The sequence below is a fragment of the Verrucomicrobiia bacterium genome (genome assembly GCA_036405135.1).
Lineage (GTDB): Bacteria > Verrucomicrobiota > Verrucomicrobiia > Limisphaerales > JAEYXS01 > JAEYXS01.
In genome coordinates, this window is the sequence record DASWYF010000024.1 from 1 (window position 1) to 20,374 (window position 20,374).

Sequence of the window (20,374 nt, forward strand, 5' to 3'; positions counted from 1 at the left end):
GTCTGTCCTTGATTTGAAAAATCGAGGACGACGACGAAGGACGAGAATGACGACGATTAGGCTATTGGAGTGGCTGGCGAGGGTTTCGATCTGGTGGGTGTGGACTGGTGGCTAGAGTGCCGCAGGACAGGATGCCATCGAGAAGAGGGAGCATCAAACGGACGAGACGGGAAGGCGGCTTCGGGGAACGAATTTAGAATTAAGAAAGATGAATGAAGAAAGGGGAAATTGGGGTATAGGACTAATAGGTTTTATGGGGCCAATAGAACCAATAGTCAGCGTAGGGGAAGCCGGTTCAGCCGAGAGCCGCTGTGGTGGGTGAGAAAAGGGCTGCCTCGAAACTTTCGAGGCAGCCTTGGGCGGCGGTTCTGGAGGCACTCCAGAAGAATCCTGGCAATAAGTGTAAAAAGAAATCGCTGTTTTCCGATAGGGAGGATATAGGGTACGAAGTGTTGTGCCGGGGAGAGGGGCTGTCACTATCTGTCAAGATTTGACGTGTTTGATGAATGGGTGGCGAGCGCATCCCTATAGGCAGTGTGAGTGATGTATCGGTGAGTGAACTGAGTGCCAATCGCAGAGAGCGTGTTTCCCGTGCCAGTCTGGTGCGGGGGCTGAGGCGTCTTTTTGTGCATGGGGTCTGGGTTTGGCGGGTGCTGGTGCTGATTAGTCTGCCGCTGGCTTTGTGTGCGGTGAGCCTGGACGAGTTGATGAATGGGGAGAAGATGACGCCGAAGAAGTTCGCCAGTTACTTCAAGGATTTCGAATATAAGTTTCATCCTGAGATCCAGCCGGTGGAGGTGTTTCTGGAAACGCGCAACGGGGATTGTGATGATTATGCATTGCTGGCGGACAAGGTGCTGCGGAAGCACGGGTTCACGACCAGGCTGGTCTCCATCCGCATGCCCGGTTTGCTGACACATGTGGTTTGCTACGTGAACGAGGAAAAGGTTTACTTGGACTTCAACAACCGGGTTTATCTTACACGGACCGAGCGTTGCGATCCTGACCTGCGCGTGATAGCGCAAAGAGTGGCGAAATCGTTTGAAGCCAACTGGACATCGGTTTCCGAGTTCACTTACAGCGAAGGGGTGAAGGAACTGGTGAAGACCGTTTCGAAAACGGATGTTTACGCCGACAAGGAAGAGGACAAGAAGGCGGAGGCCGCTGTGACTGCACCGGCGAAGAAGAAAATAGTGATCGATTTTTGAACCAAACTGACGATGAAAGACAACATCGAGCAAAGAATGATGGCGCTGTTCGGGACTGTGGCCGCGTTGTTGATATTGGTGGCGGTCGTGGCGCTGAAAAACGTGAGCGAAGCGGAGCAGGCGAGCGATTGGGTGAATCATACGCATGAAGTTATCCAGGAGTTTGTGGCGATCGAGGCGACTTTGCAGACGGCGGAGGCGAACTTGCGCAATTACGTCATCTCCGGTGATGGGCGAGATCAGGCGGCTTATCGCGAAGCGTTTTCAGAGGCGGTCGAACATTTGGCTGTGGCCAAATCAATGACGAAGGATGACCCGCGCCAGTTGGAGCGGGTGAACGAGTTGGAGGGATTGGTGGGCAAGCGGGTGGAGTTCGCCCGGGGGTTGGTGACGGCCTACAATGAACAGGGCTTTGGGGCAGCCAAGCAATTGATCGCGGCGGATGCGGCGGATGAGACGTTGCCTGCCATCAAGAAGCTGGTGGTCCGGTTGAAGGAGGAGGAGGCGCAGTTGTTGCAGCAACGGGACCGAGATAATTTTCAGCAGGCCCAATCCACGCGTTGGACAGTGTATGTGGCGGCGGCGGTAAATGTCGCCCTGATCGGTCTGGTCTTCTGGCTCATCAAGGATGATCTGAAGGCACGTCGCCGCGCGGCTGAAGCCATGCGGATGGCGAATGAGCAACTTGAAGAAAAGGTGACTGCGCGCACTGAGGAGATCATCAAGATCAACGAGACGCTGACTTTGGAGAACTTGGAACGCAAATGGTCGCAGTCGATCCTTGAACGCCAGTTCCGGCACTTTGAGCAGATACTGCATTCCATCGGCGATGCCATCTTTGTCATCAGCCGCACGGGGCGAATCATCCGGGTGAATCCTCCCGCAGCGAGGATGTGCGGGAGGAGGGTGAACGAACTGATCGGCGAACCGCTGGCGAGTTTGGTGGTGCCGAAGGAAAATGCGGAAGTGTCCCCATTTGTGACGGCTCTGAAGGAAGGGCGGGATATCGTCGGTGTGCAGGCGACTTTGTTGGTTCAGGGAGGTGCGGACATCAATGTGACTGTGCGGGGATTTCCGGTGAGGGACAACGACAAGGTGGTGGGTTCGGTGGTGGTTTGTGAGAAAAGCTAGGTTGGACGTTTGAACGGGGTGGAGCTAATATGGAGAGAATGAAAGTGGCGTTCAAAGAATGGGCAGTGGTGGTAGATGCCTTGGGTAGCGGTGAGCAGATCATCATTCTGCGCAAGGGCGGGATCAGCGAAGGGCGGGGTGGTTTTCAGGTGGAACATCCGCGATTCGTTTTTTGGCCCACGCTGTTTCATCAGCAGCGGGACAATGTGATTACATCGGCGCAAAAACGTTTTGATGAAATCGCGCCGGGTTTGCCTTCACCTGAAATCTTGCGGCTGGAGTACTTTGCTGAAGTGGCGCATTGGGAGCGATTGGAGTCGTTGGAGGCGGCGAAACGGTTGCAGGGCCAGCATATCTGGCGAGAGGAAGTGATCGCCGAGCGGTTTGACTGGGGCAAACAGAAGGCGATATTTGCCCTGGCGGTGAGGGTACATCGGCTGGCGCAGCGGATTGAATTGCCCGTACGCCCCGAATATGGCGGCTGCAAATCATGGATTGAACTGGTGGAGGATATCTCCACGGACGGTTCCCAACCGGTGCTTACAGAGGCGGCTTTCGCCGAAAAGTTGAAGCGATTCAAGCAGGCTTTGGAAACGGTTTCAGCCTAGGCCAATATTTTTCAATCCCGTGAAAAAACTGCCACAGATCATCCTGGCTTCCGGTTCGCCCCGGCGTTCCTCGCTGATGCGGCTGTTGAGGGTCGATTTCTCGGTCGTGGTCTCCAAGGCGGAAGAATGTGATGCGTCTCATTTCACGCCGCATGAGGTTTGTCAGTTGAATGCGCATCGCAAGGCAAGGGCGGTGGCCAAACATCACCCTGATGCCCTGGTCATCGGTGCGGATACAGAGGTGGCTTTGGATACGGAGATTTTCGGCAAGCCGGGCGACAAGAAGAAGGCTGAAGAGATGCTTTTGAGGTTGGAGGGGAAGACTCATGAAGTGGTGACGGGAGTGTGTCTTTTGCAATTACGCAATCATCAGGAACGCCTTTTCACGGTCAGCACGCGGGTGAAGTTTCACCCTCTTAACCGCAAACAGGTGCGAGAATATTTGAAAGACATCAATCCAATGGACAAGGCGGGTGCTTATGCCATTCAGGAGCATGGAGAATTGTTAGTGGAATCGATCGATGGCTCGCTGACCAATGTGGTGGGATTACCGGTGGAGGCATTGCGGGAAGAGCTGGCGAAGTGGTCAGGCAAGGTCTTGGCTGGGGGATGGAGAGAATGATAGGGCCGATTGACCGGAAAGCGGGGTCAATTTTTGCAAACCCCTGATTTTCAGGACATCAAGCGGGGAAAAATGGCCCGGGAGGAGTACGACATTGTTTGACATCTCCGGAGGAAACTGGCATTTAACGAACCCGTGATTCGCACACGCTCAGCCATCGCATCCGCAGGTTTCGGGAGTTACTCCCAGACTGCAGGAGGATTGGGAAACAAAGTGGTTAAAATAGAGGGGCGCTCACGCTGAACATGTCCACTCACCCGCCAGAGGAAGAGTATAAATATTGGGCGTTCATCAGCTACAGCCACGCCGATCAGGCATGGGCGGACTGGCTGCATAAATCGCTGGAAACCTATGGTGTGCCGAAGGTTCTGGTGGGTCGCACCTCCAAGGTAGGTGTCGTTCCCAAGCGGGCATACCCCATTTTCCGCGATCGTGATGAACTGCCAAGTTCGGCTGACTTGGGCGAGAAGTTGACCCAAGCGCTGATGCAATCGCGCTTTCTTATCGTAGTCTGCTCCCCGCGCGCCGTGGCTTCCCGGTGGGTGAATGAGGAGATCAAGTCCTTCAAATCCATTGGTCGCGAAGACCGGGTGTTGTGTCTCATCGTCGATGGTGAACCTTACGCTTCCGAGCATCCTGAGTTGGGCCTGGAAGAGTGCTTCCCGGAACCGGTGCGTTACAAGGTGGATGCGAACAAGCGCATCACTGAGGAACGCACGGAACCGATCGCGGCGGATGCGCGACGCGGCAAGGATGGTCGTGAGAATGCGAAGTTGAAGTTGCTCGCCGGCATGTTCGGCGTGAACTTCAGCGACCTGAAGCAGCGTGATGCAGAGCGCCGCCATCGCCGCATGCAACTCGCGATGGTGGTCGTCATGCTGGTGATGTGCGGCTTCCTGGTGCTGGCTGGTCAGGCTATTTTGGCGAAGAAGGAAGCAGAAGGGAATCTCGTCCAGGCGAAGATTCAGGAACAACGCGCCAACGAGGAGCGGCAGAAGGCTGACCGTGCGCGTGAGATGGCGGAGAAGGCCCGTAACGACGCGGTGAACGCCCTGAAGAGCGAAGAAATCCAACGCAAAGCGGCAGAGGCGGCGAATGAAGCGGAAAAACTGGCCAAGAGTGAGGCTGAAAAGTCCGCCAAGCTCGCCACCGAGCGCCTTGCCGAAACCGAGATAGCGCGTCGCGAGGAAAAGAAACAGCGCGAGGCTGCAGACGCGGCCAAGCAGGCTGCGGAAGAAGCGGCGACAGTCGCCCAACGGGCGCGTGATGCTGCCCAGGAAAGCGAGCGCAAAGTTTCCCGCGCCTTGTCCGTTTCGTACTTCGTCGAAGCCAGCCGTCTCATCGGGGACAACCGCCAGCCGCAAGGCATGGCCTATCTCTCCCGCTCTCTGAATCTGGATGCAGACAATGCTTCGGCGCAGGCGCGGGTGTTGTCCCTGTTGGCGAACCAGAACTGGCCCTTGCCCCGCTATGGAATTTTGAAGCACGAAGCTCCGGTGCAGATGACCCGTTTCAGCCCGGATGCCAAGAAATTGCTGACCGTGGCGGGCAATGATGTCCTGGTCTGGGATGCCAGCGGCAAAGAACCCAAATTGCTGAAAACGCTCAAGCATTCCAAGCCGGTGCGTTACGCCGCTTACAGCCCGGACGGCAAGCTGTTCATCACCACCGCGGATGATGGCAAGGCGCAGCTCTGGAATGCGGACGATGAATCGAAGGTAGGCCCCGCTTTGGATCACAAAGATTGGGTATATGCGGCACAGTTCAGCGCGGACAGCAAACTGGTCATCACGGCCTCTCATGATAAGAGCGCACGTGTCTGGCACACAGCGACGGGGCAGCCGGCCACGGATTACTTACGGCAGAGCGGGTCCGTCCGCTGGGCATCTTTAAGTGGCGATGGTAAATTCGCGGTGACGACATCGGACAGCACGGCACAGGTCTGGGACGTGGCGAAAGGCCAGCCCTATGGTCCCGCACTGACCCATGATGGCGGGGTCTATTATGCGGCTTTCAGCCCGGATGGGAAATTCATCGCCACCGCATCTGGTGACAAGACCGCGAAGATATGGGGCATGAGCAACACCAACGCGGCCCAGGTGTTAAAGCATAACGACTGGGTAAATCAGGTGAAGTTCAGTCCTGACGGGCGCTATGCGGTGACCTGTTCAAGCGATGGGACCGCCAAAGTCTGGGAAGTGCCGACAGGCAAGCAACTCGGCCAGACGATCCAGCACGGGGCGGCCATCAACATGGTGGCCATCAGCCCCAACGTGCGGATGATCGCCACGGCGTCGGCAGACCGCACGGCCCGATTGTGGGATCTCAAGACGGGCCTGCCGCTCAGCGAACCGATGGAACTGAACGGCGAGGTGAAGTGGGTGGATTTCAGTTACGACGGCCTTTGGCTCAGCGTTGCGGGTGCGGATGGTTCGGTGCGTGTTTGGAGCGCGGTTGACCGGCGGCCCCTTTCACTCGCGCTCAACCACGACACCTCGCTGTTTCAAGCCGTTTACAACCGGGCGGGTGACCGTGTGCTGACGGTGGCTGATGACCGGACGGTGAGGGTTTGGGACACAGCCACGGGCCAGCTCATCGGCACGCCGATGAAGCACGATTATCGTGTGACCACGGCGATCTTCAGTCCCGATGGGAAGTTTGTGGCAACGGCATCAGACCGTTATGCACGAGTTTGGAAATCGGATACAGGGGAAGTCGTGGGACAGCCGATGATGCATGACCGTCAGGTGAACACGGTCGCTTTTCGGAATGACGGGGTGGTGCTTTTGACGGCATCCGAGGATGCCACGGCGAAACTTTGGAATGCGGCGGACGGAAAGCAGATCGGTGCCACCATGCAGCATGACCGGGCCATCCGCATGGCTTCGTTCAGCTCCGATGGCAAGCTGGTGCTGACGGCCTCGGCTGACAAGACGGCAAAAGTCTGGAATGCCGCCACCGGCCAGCCCAAGGGTGCTGTGTTCTCGCACAAAGGCGAGTTGCGGGCCGCAGTGTTCAGCCCTGATGGACGCATGGTGGCTACGGCCTCAGATGACCGTACGGCGCGGGTTTGGCTGACAGACAGCGGAGAAGCGCTTACGCCGGAGTTGCGGCATGATGCACCCGTGAACGCGGTGGCTTTCAGCACCAAGCAACGGTTTGTGGTGACAGTCTCTGATGACCGCACAGCCCGTGTCTGGACCGCCGATGCAGGCAAGCCGGCAGCGGAACCTTTGCGGCATGATTCGGAAGTCAAGGCCGTGAGTTTCAGCTCCAATGGATATTTCCTGGTCACCGTTTCGAAATCTAACGCCGCCATGGTATGGGACACGGCCAGTTGGAAGCCCGTGGCAGAACCGCTTCAGCATGGCGGTCTGGTGCGTGATGCAGGATTCAGCCAGGATGGACGGTTCATCGTGACTGCTTCCGAGGACAAAACCGCGCGTCTCTGGCTAGTGGCCCTGCCGGGCACAGTGCCCGAGTGGTTCCGCCAGTTGACCGAAGGTGTGGCCGGTTATCAATTGGGTGAGGAAGGTGGTGCCAATGCATTGCCTGACTCGGCAGTCAGCATCGCAACCGTGCGGAACGCGATCAGTAATGCTCCAGCGGAAGATATGTTTGCCAACTGGGCCAAATGGTATCTGAGTGAACCAGTGGATCGCTCCGTCATGGCATTTGCCAAACTCCCGACCAGGGATTACCTCGCACAGCGGCTGGCAGCAGATGATGCCGCGATCGACAACGTGCTGCTCGTTCAGCCGAATAATGCACTGGCTTTGGCACGATATGGCCGCAACTTGAAAGATGCCGGTGCGGCGGACTATTTCACAAGCCTGGCCGTCAAGTATGAGCCGCAAAATCCCGAGGCGCTCTGGCTACGGGCGGGTGTCTTGCAGGCCGCCAACCAGTTCGAGCCGGCTTATGAACTGATGAGCAAAGCCATGTCCGTTGACCCCAGGGCAACGGCTGTGATCGGCAAGGAGGGGGCCGAGATCGATCTGCGGAATCGTGATAATAATCTTTCCCGCGGTTGGTTGCCGAAAGGCTGGGTGGATCGCAACCGCACATTGGCCATGAGTGTCGAATACACCAAGCTCCCGGAAGGCCCCACGGCGGGCACAACTGCGCTCGGTATCAAGACCACCGGCAGTGTGACTGTGCAAAGCCAGCTTGCCGGCCCACGTTTTGTAGTTCGCAATCGAGAGCGGCAGACAGTCCGTATCTGGGCCAAATCCGACAAAAATACTTCATTCCTCCTGTCGGCACGCTCTTTCCTTGACCCGAATGAACGGGCCTTTGATCTGAATATCCGTCCTACGGACAAGTGGCAGGAATTCAAAGTGACGGTGACACCGCAAAAGGATTTTGCCGGTGAAGTGCTGCTGCTCATCCCGGGAGATGGTTCCGTGCAGATTGGCGGCATCCAGGTGACGAAGGAATAAAGACGCCTTTATTTGACGCCCCGTAGGACCTCCCTTAGTTTCCTCTTGTGGTTCAGACGTCATCCACCCATTCCGACCGCAATTCCTGGTTCCGGCTGCCCGGACGGATGATCCGGCTGTATCTGGATCTGGTGGGCAGAGCAATCATCGGGTTCGCGGAGACAGCTCGCGGGTTGGGAGCCTTCGCGCTCATCACCTTGGGAACCACCCTTTCCAAGTTCGGCTTCGCCAAGGCTGTGATCCGTCCGCTGATCTTCAGCCAGATTTATGAATCGGGGCTTAAACTGCTTCCCATGATTGCGTTTCTGGGCGTAGCGTTGGGGTTTGTCATCATCGGACAGACGGTGGCGCTGCTGACCAGCGTGGGCGCACAGGGTTTCACGGGACCGGTGATGGTCGCCGTGGTCGTTCGCGAGCTGGGACCTCTGACTACGGCGCTGATTGTGCTGGCTCGCGTGGGCACCACTACGGTCATCGAACTGGGCATGTCCCGCGCCACGGGTGAGATCGAGGCATTGGAGGCTTTGGGCATCGATCCCATCCATCTGCTGGTGGTGCCGCGGGTGATCGGAAAGGCCGTAAGCATCTTTGCGCTGACGATCTATCTGATCCTCATCGCACTGATCAGCGGTTACGCCTTTGTGATGGTGCAGAACGTGCCGCTGACACCGGCCGCATATGTTGAGCAGCTTGCCATGGCGTTGACCTGGCAGGATTTTGTGCTGGTGGCTCTAAAGACACTTTCTTTCGGAGCGATCATCGCGGTCGTGACCTGTTATCAAGGATTGGCCCAGCCATTGCGACTTGAGCAAGTCGCCCCGGCGACCTCCCGCGCAGTGGTGGCGGGGACCATCGGTTGTGTCCTGATAGACGCCATTTTCATCACGCTATTCTTGTTCCTCTAAGCCATGGCTGACACCCTGCCCAAAAAAGAATCATCGGTCTGTGTGAAGCTGGAAGCAGCGGATCTGGGCCTGGAAGGCTGGGATGACAAGCCGCTGTTGAAGGGGGTGAATTTGCAGGTGAACACCGGCGAATTCTGGGTGGCAGGGGGGATGCACCGGAGCGGCAAGAGCACGTTGCTGGCTTCCGTGGCCATGTTGCAGAAGCCTTTGGCCGGAAAAATCGAGGTCTTCGGTGTGGACCCCTGGAAAGTAGACGAGGCGAAATTGATGAAGCAACGCTTGCGCGTGGGGCTGGTCTTCGAGGCTGGCGCACGCTTGCTGCACAAGCTGTCTATCGCCGAAAATGTGGCGTTGCCACTGTGCTATCATCAAGACTGCCGGATGGAAGAGGCACAGGAACGGGTTGCCGAACTGCTCAAGTTCACGGGCGTGGAAACCATGGCCCGTCAACTGCCAGGTGGACTGACGCGGACCTACCGCCAACGGGCCAACCTGGCACGCGCATTGGCCATGTCACCAGAGTTGCTCTTACTGGACAATCCGCTCGCGGGCATGGATTTCAGCGAGCGTGCCTGGTGGCGCGAGACGGTAACTGACTTGGGGCGAGGACATCCGATTGTCGGGAACCGTCCGATGACGATCATCGTGGTGACGAACCACTTGACCCCCTGGGTCGCAGAAGATCGGCATTTTGCCTTGTTGCATGAGAACACATGGCGGCAGATCGGCGGAATGGCGGAATTGCACGCCAGCCGTGAAACGTCCCTGCGCGATGTGCTGGATGAAAAATTAAAAGACTGATCAATCTTATGGCCTTGCAGGATCTGACACCCCGGCTGCGTACCCGGTTAAGCCGTCTCGAATGGACGGTGGGCCTCTTTGTGGCGTTGGCGACTTTGCTGTTGTTGACGGGCTTCGCCCTTTACTTCCGGAACACGGCGGAGAAGCGCGGCTGGTTCAAAACGAAGGTGACGTATTTCACGTTTGTGAGCTCAGCGGCGGGGCTAAAAGTGGGTGATCCCATCAAGCTCATGGGATTCGAAGCGGGCAATATCACTGCCATCCGCGCCCAGCCGCCGGAGGATGCCTGGTTCAACGTCTATGTGGAATTTGAAGTCATGGAGCCGCACTTCGGCTATCTCTGGACGACCGGTTCCGTGGCAAAAGTGGCGGCTGACGGTTTTCTCGGAAATCGCTACATCGAAGTGACCAAAGGCACCGGCGGCACGGCGACTTACGAGCAGAAACAGGTGACCAACTGGTTTTTCGGGCAACGAGTCAAGACCGTCGCCACCTCCATCTGGAATCCCAATGCACTCGGAAAAGACAAAGGCGCCTACGAACCCAGAAAACTGGACTCAAAGTATTGGCTGCCCGTGGAAGAGGCCCCCGCCATCAATGACCGGTTGGAAAAACTCGCCAAACAGGTGGAAGATGCGCTGCCGAACATCCTGAACCTGACGAACCAGCTCGCAGCCACGCTGAACAGCAGCAGCGCGGCGATGTCGAATGCGAACAACATCGTGGTGGATATCCGTCCCGTGGCCTCCAACATCGTCTTCATAACCGAAAACCTCAAAAATCCCAAGGGGTCTTTGGGTGAATGGCTGATCCCGACGAATATCAGCGGTGAACTGGAACTCACCATCACCGCCGCCAAGAACACGTTGACGAACGCCAATGTGGTCATGACGCAACTGGACAAGACATTGGTCACGGCGAACACCACCGTCGGTTCCGTGAACCAGATCGTGACAAATGCGAACGATCATGTGGCATTGCTGGTCTCAAACTTGAACGTGTCCCTGACACACCTTGCTTCCATCACCAGCAATCTGAACGCGCAGGTCCAGGCGAACACGAACATCCTCTCGGAAATATCCTCCACTGTGACGAATGCCGACATCATGCTGCAGGGACTGCGCAAACATTGGTTCCTGCGGGGTGCCTTCAAAGAAGACAAGCCGAAGGATGAGAACAGGAGCAAGGGAACCAATGCGCCCACACGCGGGCCCTTGATACCCAAGGTGCGGGAACAGTGGCAGTGAGACTTACTGTTTCAAACCAGTTGCCACCGTCTCCTGTGCCCATTCCGGTTTTTCAGTCTCGAACATCACGCGCTGTCCGGTAAGCGGATGATTGAGACTCAGCTTCCACGCGTGCAGGCACATGGGCCGGTCATTCACGCTGATGGTCTGCGTGTCGCCCAGATTTTTCCCAGGGAGATACACTTGATCACCGCTGATCGGATGCCCCAGTTCCCACAGATGCACGCGGATCTGATTGGTGCGCCCGGTGAGCGGACGTGCTTCCAGCAGCGAGGTGCCATCAGGCAGTCGGGTAACGACCCTGAATTCAGTTCGCGAAGGAAGCCCGTTGGGTTCATCTACTTCCCGATGGCCGACTTCACCGGGTTCAATGCTGATGGGGGCATCACAGGAAAAAGAGTTTTCCTTTGGATGGCCCAGAGCTTTGACAAGATACGTCTTCTCCACCTCCCCGCGGGCGAACTGCGGTTGGAGCCTGCCTGCGAAATGGCGTGTGCGGGTGAAGATGATGAGGCCGGTGGTATTGGCATCCAGACGATGCGCCGGGCGCGGTTTCTGCGGATGGTAAACAGTGTGGAGTATGCTGAGCAGCGTGTTGCGATTGAATCGTCCGCTCGGATGCAGAGGAAGAGGGGCGGGCTTGCTCACCACGATGATGGCTTCATCTTCATGCATGATGCGGATGTCTGCCCGCACATCGGGTTCGGTGATCGCCGGCAGCAGGTGCAGATAGCGTTCACCCGTGCGGACAACATGTTCGGCGGTCACAGGCAGACGCAGGTTGTTCAGGATGCGGCCTTGTGACAGCAAACCGAGCCATTCTTCACGCGGCACATGCCGCAGGATGGCGCAGAGGAAATCGAGAACGGTCTGTCCGTCGCAGGCAGGAGGAACACTGACGGGGCGGTGGTTGTCATAGGCCACACTGCCGGGCAGGGGAGTGGTGGCCTTGAAAATATCCGCATGCCGTTTGGCGATGCTTTCGGCCATCTGCTCCTCGGTCGTTTTGAAGCAGTATGGACAGGACTTGGATGGGATATATCGTGCGTCTTCCTGGTCTGCACCGGTCAAAGGTGTAAGGCAGTTGAAGCACTGGGATGAATCCGTTTCCTGCAATGCCGGGTCAACACCGACGCGTTGATCGAAGACGAAGCATTCGCCGTCGTAATGCTCCCCGCCGCATTCTTCGAAGTATTTCAGGATGCCGCCATCAAGCTGGTAAATCTGGGAAAAACCTTCCCGCTCCATGAAAGGGCCGGCCTTTTCACAACGGATGCCGCCCGTGCAGAACATCACGATGGGCTGCTCCTTCATGCTGTCGGGCAACTGCCGCACGGCATCCGGAAACTGGCGGAAATTATCGATGCCGATGGGCAAAGCTTTGCGGAAGGTGCCGAGCTTCACTTCGTAATCATTGCGCGTATCAAGCAGCGTGACGGGGCGACCTTCATCCAACCATTGCTTCAGCTCTTTCGCGGAGAGCTTGGGTGAAGTCCGTCTGGCCGGATTGATACCTTCCACTCCGAACGCGATGATCTCCTTTTTGATGCGGACAAGCATCCGGGAAAAAGGCTGGTGATCGCTTTCACTGTATTTCGGCGTGAGCTTTTCGAGGCCGGGAATGCTGCGAAGCCCGGCGACCAGTTCATCGATATCCGCGCGCTCACCAGCTACGAACATGTTGATGCCCTCGGTGCTCAGGAGAATGGTGCCTTTGAGACCCTTGGACTTGCATTGGGCGATGAGGTTTTCCCGCAGCGATTTGAGATCGCTGAGCTCGGCAAACTGATACGTCGAAATGTTCGTGATAACGGCCATTTTTACAGGGTGGAGATAATGGCGGGAAGGGGAGTTGTGGCAAGGACGGAATGTGGAAACGAGGGCGCATGTCCATCACAGCAGGCTTGTGTTTTGCCCGGACTTTACTACGCTGCGTCTGGCGGTCGGTCAGGTTCCAGCGAAGTGCCGGGATTCAGACTGACTGAACAAGGAGTATGCCGTGGAAGCTGAAACACTCGAACGCATAGAAAATGAGGCCCGGGCCAAGATGACCTGGGGTGAATCTCCCGAATCAGTCATGACGTATATCCAACTTCAGGGCGTCGAGGCAGCCGATGCCCTGGTGATGATGGATTCCCTCAAAAAGGAGCGTGCAGCCAATGTCCGCGCTGAAGGCATCCGCAAGATATGCATCGGCAGCGCCATGATCGCCGCACCAATAGCTTACCTCATCGTTAGTCTTGTGATCGGAGTGGTATTGATGAAGTTGATGGCAGTTTTGATTCTGCTTGGACTATGGGGCGTGTGGAAAGTGATCGGGGGTTGCATCAACATCTTTGCGCCGAACTTCGGGAATGAAGATCTGTCGCAATAGACTTGCAGGCGGACATGCTCTGGTGTGCTTTGGAATCAAAAATAGTGGTTATCTTCCAAACCATTTGACACCTGCACACCCTTATGACAATGATTTGTTCACAGTGGTTGTGCCGGTGTGGCGGAATGGCAGACGCAGTTGACTCAAAATCAACCGCCCCAAAGGCTTAGGGGTTCAAGTCCCTTCACCGGCACCACTCTCTTCTCCAAGACTTTTTTCCGTCTCAAACATCCAGCACAATTTATTTTACATCGGGCTTGCCCAACGCCCGGCGGAGAATGTCTGCAAGTTGATTGGGCGAGTAAGGCTTGGACAGAAAGTGAATGCCGATCTCGCCTAGGTTCTGTTCGCTGAGTGTGTCCGGGCTGTAGCCCGTGGAGAGAACGACCGGGAGTTTTGGTTTGTCCTGCCGGACGGTTTCAGCCAGTTCATGTCCTGTCATGCCTTCGGGCATGACCATGTCGGTAAGCAGAAGCTCGATGCGTTCTTTTTCTTTTTTCCACACTTCCAGGGCAGCAACACCGTTTTCGGCTTCCAGCACAGTGTAGCCCAGACGTTCAAGCAGTCGGCGGCACAGGTTGCGGACGGCCACTTCATCTTCCACTAACAAGACACACTCGTTGCCGGACGCCATTTTAGTGGCGATTTTTTTCTCTTCCTTGGCTGTTGCCGGTGTGGTGCTGGCAGGCAGATAAATGGTGAAAGAGGTGCCATGGCCCAATGTGGATTGCACATCCACCCAGCCACCGTGCTGTTTCATGATGCCGTAGACAGTGGCCAGCCCCAGACCAGTTCCTTTGCCCGGCTCCTTGGTCGTGAAGAAAGGCTCGAAGATGCGTTGCAGGATCTCCGGCGGAATGCCCGTGCCGGTATCTTGAGCTGTCAGACAAACATACGAGCCGTCATGCGCTTCCGTCAAATCGGTGGAAGTGATGCTGCGACGGATGACCTTGTGTGTGCGCAAGGTCAGTGTGCCGCCTTTCGGCATGGCGTCCCGCGCATTGACGGCGAGATTCATGATCACCTGTTCCAACATTGACTGGTCAGCTTTCACGGAAGGTATGGAAGGGCTGTATTCGCAGTGAAGCGTGATGGGTTCACCAAGCACACGCTGTAGCATGCGGGTGATGTCGCTGACCGCTTCATTCAAATCCACTTCCCGGACTTGCATCGGTTGCTTGCGGCTGAAGGCCAGCAACTGGCGTGTGAGGCTGGCTGCGCGATCAGAGGCGCGCGCTACCTCCCGCAACGCTTCATGATGTTTGGAATGGAACTCGACATCTCCGAGCATCAGCGCGGCGTGCCCATGTATCACGGTCAGGAGATTGTTGAAATCATGGGCCACTCCGCCGGCCAGCTGGCCGATGGATTCCATCTTCTGCGCCTGCCGCAACTGCTCTTCCAGATGGCGGCGTTCGGTCACATCCCTCGCGATGCATAAAATACCAGTCACCATTTCCGCATCACGGATAACCGTGCTCGTCACTTCCAAAGTCACGTACCCTGCGCCGTGATTGGCCTGCAGCCGCAACTCTATCGGAGGCGGGTTTTTCCCCGATAAAGTCTGCTGTATCCAATCCTTTGCCGCCGACAAATTCTCAGGATGGATGAACTCGATGAAAGTCTTGCCGAGGCATTGCTCGCGCGTCCATCCGGACATTGTCTCACACGCGTTGTTCACAGAGCTGACGTGGCCCTCCGGAGTGAGGGTAAAGATTCCGTCGCGCGCGTTCTCCACCAGTTTGCGATAAAGTTCTTCCGATTGGCGGAGAGCCTGCTCGGCTTCACGGCGCGCCTGGCGTTCTGACATCTCCTGCAAGGCGCGTTGGATGGCGGGGACCAGGCGATCAAGGCGTTCCTTCATCACATAGTCGGTCGCGCCCTGTTTCAAGGTCTCTATCGCCAGTTCCTCCCCCAGGGAGCCTGTGACGAAAATGAAGGGAAGATCTGGAGAATGTGCGCGGGTTAACTGAAGGGCTGCTGATCCCGAAAAACGCGGCAAAGCATAGTCCGCCAGGATGATATCCGGCGGCCGGCTGTGGAGCTGCTCCTGAAATGATTCAGGAGTCTCTACGCGTACCATCTCAGCGGCAAGCGAACCACGCTCCAATGCACGTCCGATCAGTTCCGAATCGAGCGGATTATCCTCGACACTAAGTATCTTAAGTTTGGCTCCCATAATATGGTAGCCGGGTTGCAACTACGCCCCTCTCCTGCAACAAACAGTGCTGCCTATCCCCTTAAATGTGCATGCTGGAGTTCGAAAAAAATTAAATCCCGCATGCACCGCGTCATCCGATGTTTCGCATCGTTGTCCCAACCGCGGTAGCCGGAAGATAGACTGGTATTGCCAAATTGAAAAGTGAAGATGCTGGTCAGAAATTGTTTTTTAACCGCGAGACAAGGAAGATTCAGCCGCGTCACGGCACGCCTCCGCCACCCTGTCCAGCTCCTCGAGAAAGGCTTCGCGCCGCTCTTCGGGCAGGGCGGAGAGGATGTCCGTCTGCAGTTCAACGGCAAGCAGCCGCAGCTCCTCGTATTTCTTTTTGCCAGCCGGTTTGAGCTTGATGCGATAGGCGCGGCGGTCGGTTTCGTGCCGTTTCCGTTCCACCCATCCAGCTTTTTCCATGCGCTCCAGCAGCGAGGCAATGGTGTTGGGATCGCTGCTCATCGCTTCCGTGAGCTGGCATTGGGTCATGCCCTTCGGATCGCCTTCCAACAGGCTGCGCATGGCGGTAAATTGATCCGGGGTGGCACCCGTGTGGGATATGCGGCGGCGGAATGCCTGATTCAAACCATACCAAGCCCGGCGGAGCAGGGGAGGCAGGCGCCGTCGCCCTGGTGAATCTACAGCCTTGGTCTCGGCATCCATTTTTTGCGGAACAGCTTTCATGCTTCTCGACTGTCATGCAGGAATAATACGTATAGGTACTATTTTTGTTGCGCGACTGGTTCAGATGTAGAATAGTGCCTCAACTCTTGGAAGAAAATTGCTGTCTCAAGCGGAAATTTTCTACCCAGTGACGACGTCTAACTATTTAAATGGCCAAACCGCCCATGAAACGTCACGTAGCGTTCTTGACTGGAACTTTCGCAGTCGCTCTCTCCCTCTTGTCGCCCATCACCTCCGCCTCGGCTGCAGTTGGCGGCTGGTTGAACTGGCGCGGTCCCAACCAAAACGGCACTTCCGATGAAAGAGGCCTGCCCGATGCCCTGGACCCGAAGAAACCGCTCTGGGTGGCGAATTTCCGCGGCCAATCCACGCCGGTCATCGCCGATGGCAAGCTCTACATCATGGGCTACATCGACAACGGCCCGGATCTCCAAGAAGGTGTCACGTGCTTTGATGCTGAGACGGGCAAGCAGCTCTGGCAGCATCTTTTCAACGATTTCATCAGCGACATAATCTACCTCCGTTACGCCACCTCGGCCCCGACGATCGATCCCGAGACGGGCAACGTGTTCATCCAGGGGACGCAAGGCATCTTCGCCTGCTTCACGCCGGATGGTAAATTGCTGTGGAAGCACTCCTTGATGGAGAAGCTCGGACGCATGACGTTCCCGAACGGCCGCACACCGTCGCCGTTGATCGATGGGGATTACGTCATCACCCGCTACATCACCAGCAACTGGGGCGCGCAAGGAGCTGCTGGTGATCGCTTCTACGCTTTTGACAAGAAGACTGGCGAACTCGTCTGGGCCTCCAGCCCGGGTGACCGTCCGCGTGATAACTCCTTCTCGTATCCTTTCCTCTCCTGGTATAAGGGCTATCGCGTTTTCTACACCGCCGTGGGGGATGGCAGCGTGGCTTGCATCAATGCCCGCACCGGTGAACCGATTTGGCGCGTGAATCTTTTCAAGGCTGGTATCAACGCCACCGTCTGCGTGCATAATAATGACAAGGTCATCGCTGTGTTCGGCACGCCGTATGAGCCGGGCCAGATGGTGGCCCTGAAGATTCCTGATGTGATGCCGAAACCCGGTGCGGCCGGTCCGGTGGTGGTGGAGCGGTCAGAAGTCGAATTGTGGTCCAATCCCGGTCTCTCCAGTTCCGCCAGTTCGCCGATTTTGGCCGGGGACCGTGTGTATCTGGTGAAGGAAAAGGGCGAGCTTTCTTGTGTGGATGCGAAAACGGGCAAGGTGCTGTGGAATCTCCAGCTCGGCATCGAACAGCGCAATGCCTGCCCGCTGTACGCAGATGGCAAGCTGTATGTGCCCATCTTGGATGACCCAGACACCAAAGGTGACAAGGCCGGCGAAGGTACCAGCGAAGCCGGCACGAAAGGCGGCTTCTACATCATCAAACCGTCGGATGCCGAAGGCAAGATCATCAACAAGGTGAGTCTCGACGGCCGCTGCTTCGGCTCGCCGACAGCTTATAACGGCAAAATCTATGTGCAGACCGCCGAGAAGCTGTATTGCTTCGGCAAAGCGGGCAACAACCCCGGCTTGGCCAAGGCCAAGGCCCCCGAAACGTGGCCCAAGCCCGGTCCGGCGACGCAGTTGCAGATCATCCCTTCGGAAGTGCTGCTCTATCCAAACCAGACGGCCTCGTTCCGTATCCGCTCATTGGATGCCAAGGGCTTGGTGGTGCAAGAGGGCATCGACCCCAAATCCGTGAAGTGGGAGTCCTATATTCCGCCGACGGCCTTGGTTAAGGCCAAGATGGATGCCTCTTTCAACGCCGAGGGCAAGCTGGCTACGACGAAGGATGCAAAGATGTCCGCTGGTGCGTTTGAAGCGACCTTGGGCAATTTAAAGGGTTACATCCGCGGCCGCGCATTGAGCGGCATCCCGATAAAGCAGGACTTTGAATCTTTTATGCTGAGCGAAACCACGACGAACACCGTGGAGGAGCCGACGAAGTTCGCCTATCCGCCGCTGCCGTGGATCGGGGCACGCTTCCGGTTTGAAGTACGCGAAATCGACGGCACGAAGGCGTTGTGCAAGACGATTGAGAACAAGCTCTTCCAGCGCGGCACCATCTTTCTGGGGGACCCGACCATGAAGAATTACACCGTGCAGACGGACATCTACAGCGAAGGCAACCGCCGCAAGATGTCGGATGCTGGCATCATCGTCCATCGCTACCAGATTTTGTTGAAGGGCAATGAACAGAAGCTGGAGATCAACTCCAACTTGGAACGTCTGCGTGTGCCTGCCCCTGAAGCGCCGCCGAATTTCCGGTGGTTGCCCAATACCTGGTATACGCTCAAGGGGCGCGTGGATACCAAGAAGGACGGCACAGGTGTTATCCGGGCCAAGGCTTGGAAGCGTGGCGAGCCAGAACCTGAAGCCTGGACCTTGGAGGTGGAGCACAAGACGGCTCATCAGGAAGGTTCGCCGGGGCTGTTCTCTTTCTCGCCTCAGGAAATGCGCATCTATCTCGACAACGTCAGTGTGACCCCCAACAATTAATTCTTTAGTACAGATGAATACTGGCAAATTCCTCAATCGTTCTCTGGTTGTGCTGGCGGGCATCATCGCCTTGACCGGCAGTGCAGTTGCTCAAGATTGGCCGCAATGGGGCGGCAATGCGCAACGCAACATGTATTCCACGGCCAAGGGTCTGCCGGACAAGTTCGAACCCGGCAAGTTCAAATCCGGCACGGAAGAGATCGATATGGCCACCACCAAAAATGTGAAGTGGGTGGCCAAGCTCGGTTCACAGAGCTACGGCAACACGACTGTGGCTCAGGGCAAGGTTTTCGTAGGCACCAATAACGACAGCCCGCGTGACAAGCAACACGAAGGAGACCGCTCGATCTTCATGTGCTTGGATGAAAAGTCCGGCGATTTGCTCTGGCAGCTGGTGGTGCCCAAGTTGAAGTCAGGCAAGGTTAATGATTGGGAAAGTCTCGGCATTCTTTCTTCGGCCAAAATCGAAGGAAAGTACGTCTATCTGGTAACGAGCCGGTGCGAAGTCATCTGCCTCGATATTAACGGCATGACGGACGGTAATGATGGCTACAAGGATGAGGCCAAATATGTCGTCAAGGATACGGGCAAACCCCCGGCCAAGATCGGAGAAAAGGACGCGGACATCGTCTGGGTTTACGACATGATGGATGAGTTGGGTGTATTCCCGCACAACGCCTCGAACAGTTCACCGCTCATCATTGGTGACACCCTATATGTCTGCACTTCGAACGGACAGGACTGGACGCATGTCAATGTGCCTTCACCGCTCTCACCCAGCTTCATCGCGTTGAACAAGAAGACCGGCGCGCTGGCTGGTGAAGATGATGCTGGTATCGGTTCCCGTCTTTTCCATGGTCAGTGGACTTCTTTGTCCACCGGCAAAGTGAACGGAAAAGACCTGGTGTTCGCTGGCGGCGGCGATGGCTGGCTGTATGCCTTGGATGCCAAGACGGTTAAAAAAGACGATATCGACATCCTGCCCACCGTATGGAAATTCGATGCCAATCTGCCGGAGTACCGCAAAGTGAAGTATCCGGCAGCCGAGGGTCCCAGCGAAATCAACGGCACACCAGTGTTTTATAAGAACCGGGTTTATGTCGCCATCGGCCAGGACCCGGAGCACGGTGAAGGCGTGGGCCGTCTGGTCTGCCTTGATCCGACGAAATCGGGGGATGTCACCGGCTCGGCTTTGATCTGGGACTACAAAGGTGCGCATCGCAGCATCTCCACGGTGTCGATCGATCCCGACACGGGGTTGCTTTTCTTGGGAGATTTCTCCGGGTTCGTACACTGTCTCGATGCTGAGACCGGCAAACTCTACTGGACGCATGACATGAAGGCCCACATGTGGGGCTCCACGATGGTGGCCGATGGCAAGGTATACGTCGGTGATGAAGACGGCGACCTCGTAGTGCTGGGAGCCACCAAGGAGAAAAAAGTGCTCAGCGAGTGCAATCTCGGCGCGCCGGTTTATTCCACACCCATCATCGCGAACGGCGTTCTCTACATCTCGAGCAACACGCATCTCTATGCCTTGCATGACACAGCCAAGGCGAAACCGGCGGCGGATCAAAAAAAGAAGATCGAATAACTGTCGGCTTGAAGAATAACCTTC

The 20,374-nt window shown here is 56.5% G+C and carries 14 protein-coding genes and 1 tRNA gene; 12 read left to right on the forward strand and 3 right to left on the reverse strand.

What is annotated here, in order from left to right:
• The first annotated feature begins 536 nt into the window (after nt 1–536).
• From VGH19_12150 to VGH19_12185, 8 genes are all read left to right on the forward strand, one after another.
• The gene (locus tag VGH19_12150) at nt 537–1,208 is read left to right on the forward strand and encodes a transglutaminase domain-containing protein (GenBank protein HEY1172116.1); all 672 of its coding nucleotides are present in this window, start codon (nt 537–539) and stop codon (nt 1,206–1,208) included.
• Nucleotides 1,209–1,220: 12 nt separating this feature from the next.
• Nucleotides 1,221–2,339, forward strand: a complete 1,119-nt coding sequence (locus VGH19_12155; GenBank protein HEY1172117.1) for a CHASE3 domain-containing protein — start codon at nt 1,221–1,223, stop codon at nt 2,337–2,339.
• A 29-nt stretch (nt 2,340–2,368) separates the two neighbouring features.
• Complete coding sequence (locus VGH19_12160; GenBank protein HEY1172118.1) at nt 2,369–2,947, forward strand: DUF1802 family protein; 579 nt, start codon at nt 2,369–2,371, stop codon at nt 2,945–2,947.
• Nucleotides 2,948–2,966: 19 nt separating this feature from the next.
• Nucleotides 2,967–3,569 (forward strand): Maf family protein, encoded by a 603-nt coding sequence (locus tag VGH19_12165; protein HEY1172119.1) that lies wholly within the window; start codon nt 2,967–2,969, stop codon nt 3,567–3,569.
• 245 nt (nt 3,570–3,814) lie between these two features.
• Nucleotides 3,815–8,011 (forward strand): TIR domain-containing protein, encoded by a 4,197-nt coding sequence (locus VGH19_12170; protein ID HEY1172120.1) that lies wholly within the window; start codon nt 3,815–3,817, stop codon nt 8,009–8,011.
• 47 nt (nt 8,012–8,058) lie between these two features.
• Nucleotides 8,059–8,916: an ABC transporter permease gene (locus VGH19_12175; GenBank protein ID HEY1172121.1), complete on the forward strand. Its 858-nt coding sequence runs from the start codon at nt 8,059–8,061 to the stop codon at nt 8,914–8,916.
• 3 nt (nt 8,917–8,919) lie between these two features.
• Entirely contained in the window at nt 8,920–9,717 is a 798-nt protein-coding gene (locus tag VGH19_12180; protein ID HEY1172122.1) for an ATP-binding cassette domain-containing protein, read from the forward strand.
• Nucleotides 9,718–9,725: 8 nt separating this feature from the next.
• Nucleotides 9,726–10,964 (forward strand): MlaD family protein, encoded by a 1,239-nt coding sequence (locus tag VGH19_12185; protein HEY1172123.1) that lies wholly within the window; start codon nt 9,726–9,728, stop codon nt 10,962–10,964.
• A 3-nt stretch (nt 10,965–10,967) separates the two neighbouring features.
• Here VGH19_12185 and VGH19_12190 read toward each other — a convergent pair whose 3' ends face one another.
• Nucleotides 10,968–12,782 carry a sulfurtransferase gene (locus tag VGH19_12190; protein ID HEY1172124.1) on the reverse strand — a complete coding sequence of 605 codons (1,815 nt, stop codon included), beginning with the start codon at nt 12,780–12,782 and terminating at the stop codon, nt 10,968–10,970.
• 181 nt (nt 12,783–12,963) lie between these two features.
• Between VGH19_12190 and VGH19_12195 the strand changes: the two genes are divergently transcribed.
• On the forward strand, nt 12,964–13,338 hold the full coding sequence (locus tag VGH19_12195; protein HEY1172125.1) for a hypothetical protein: 375 nt from the start codon (nt 12,964–12,966) through the stop codon (nt 13,336–13,338).
• 111 nt (nt 13,339–13,449) lie between these two features.
• Nucleotides 13,450–13,534: transfer RNA gene (locus VGH19_12200), tRNA-Leu, on the forward strand.
• Between the two features lie 45 nt (nt 13,535–13,579).
• On the opposite strand, the gene VGH19_12205 is transcribed toward VGH19_12200, so the two are convergent.
• Both VGH19_12205 and VGH19_12210 read right to left on the reverse strand, forming a co-directional pair.
• Nucleotides 13,580–15,517 carry a response regulator gene (locus tag VGH19_12205; GenBank protein HEY1172126.1) on the reverse strand — a complete coding sequence of 646 codons (1,938 nt, stop codon included), beginning with the start codon at nt 15,515–15,517 and terminating at the stop codon, nt 13,580–13,582.
• A 210-nt stretch (nt 15,518–15,727) separates the two neighbouring features.
• A complete protein-coding gene (locus tag VGH19_12210; GenBank protein ID HEY1172127.1) occupies nt 15,728–16,231 on the reverse strand; it encodes a MarR family transcriptional regulator in 504 nt (167 codons plus the stop codon).
• A 164-nt stretch (nt 16,232–16,395) separates the two neighbouring features.
• On the opposite strand from VGH19_12210, the gene VGH19_12215 reads away from it, so the two are divergent.
• Nucleotides 16,396–18,756 (forward strand): PQQ-binding-like beta-propeller repeat protein, encoded by a 2,361-nt coding sequence (locus tag VGH19_12215; GenBank protein ID HEY1172128.1) that lies wholly within the window; start codon nt 16,396–16,398, stop codon nt 18,754–18,756.
• A 13-nt stretch (nt 18,757–18,769) separates the two neighbouring features.
• On the forward strand, nt 18,770–20,350 hold the full coding sequence (locus VGH19_12220; GenBank protein HEY1172129.1) for a PQQ-binding-like beta-propeller repeat protein: 1,581 nt from the start codon (nt 18,770–18,772) through the stop codon (nt 20,348–20,350).
• Nucleotides 20,351–20,374: the final 24 nt, after the last annotated feature.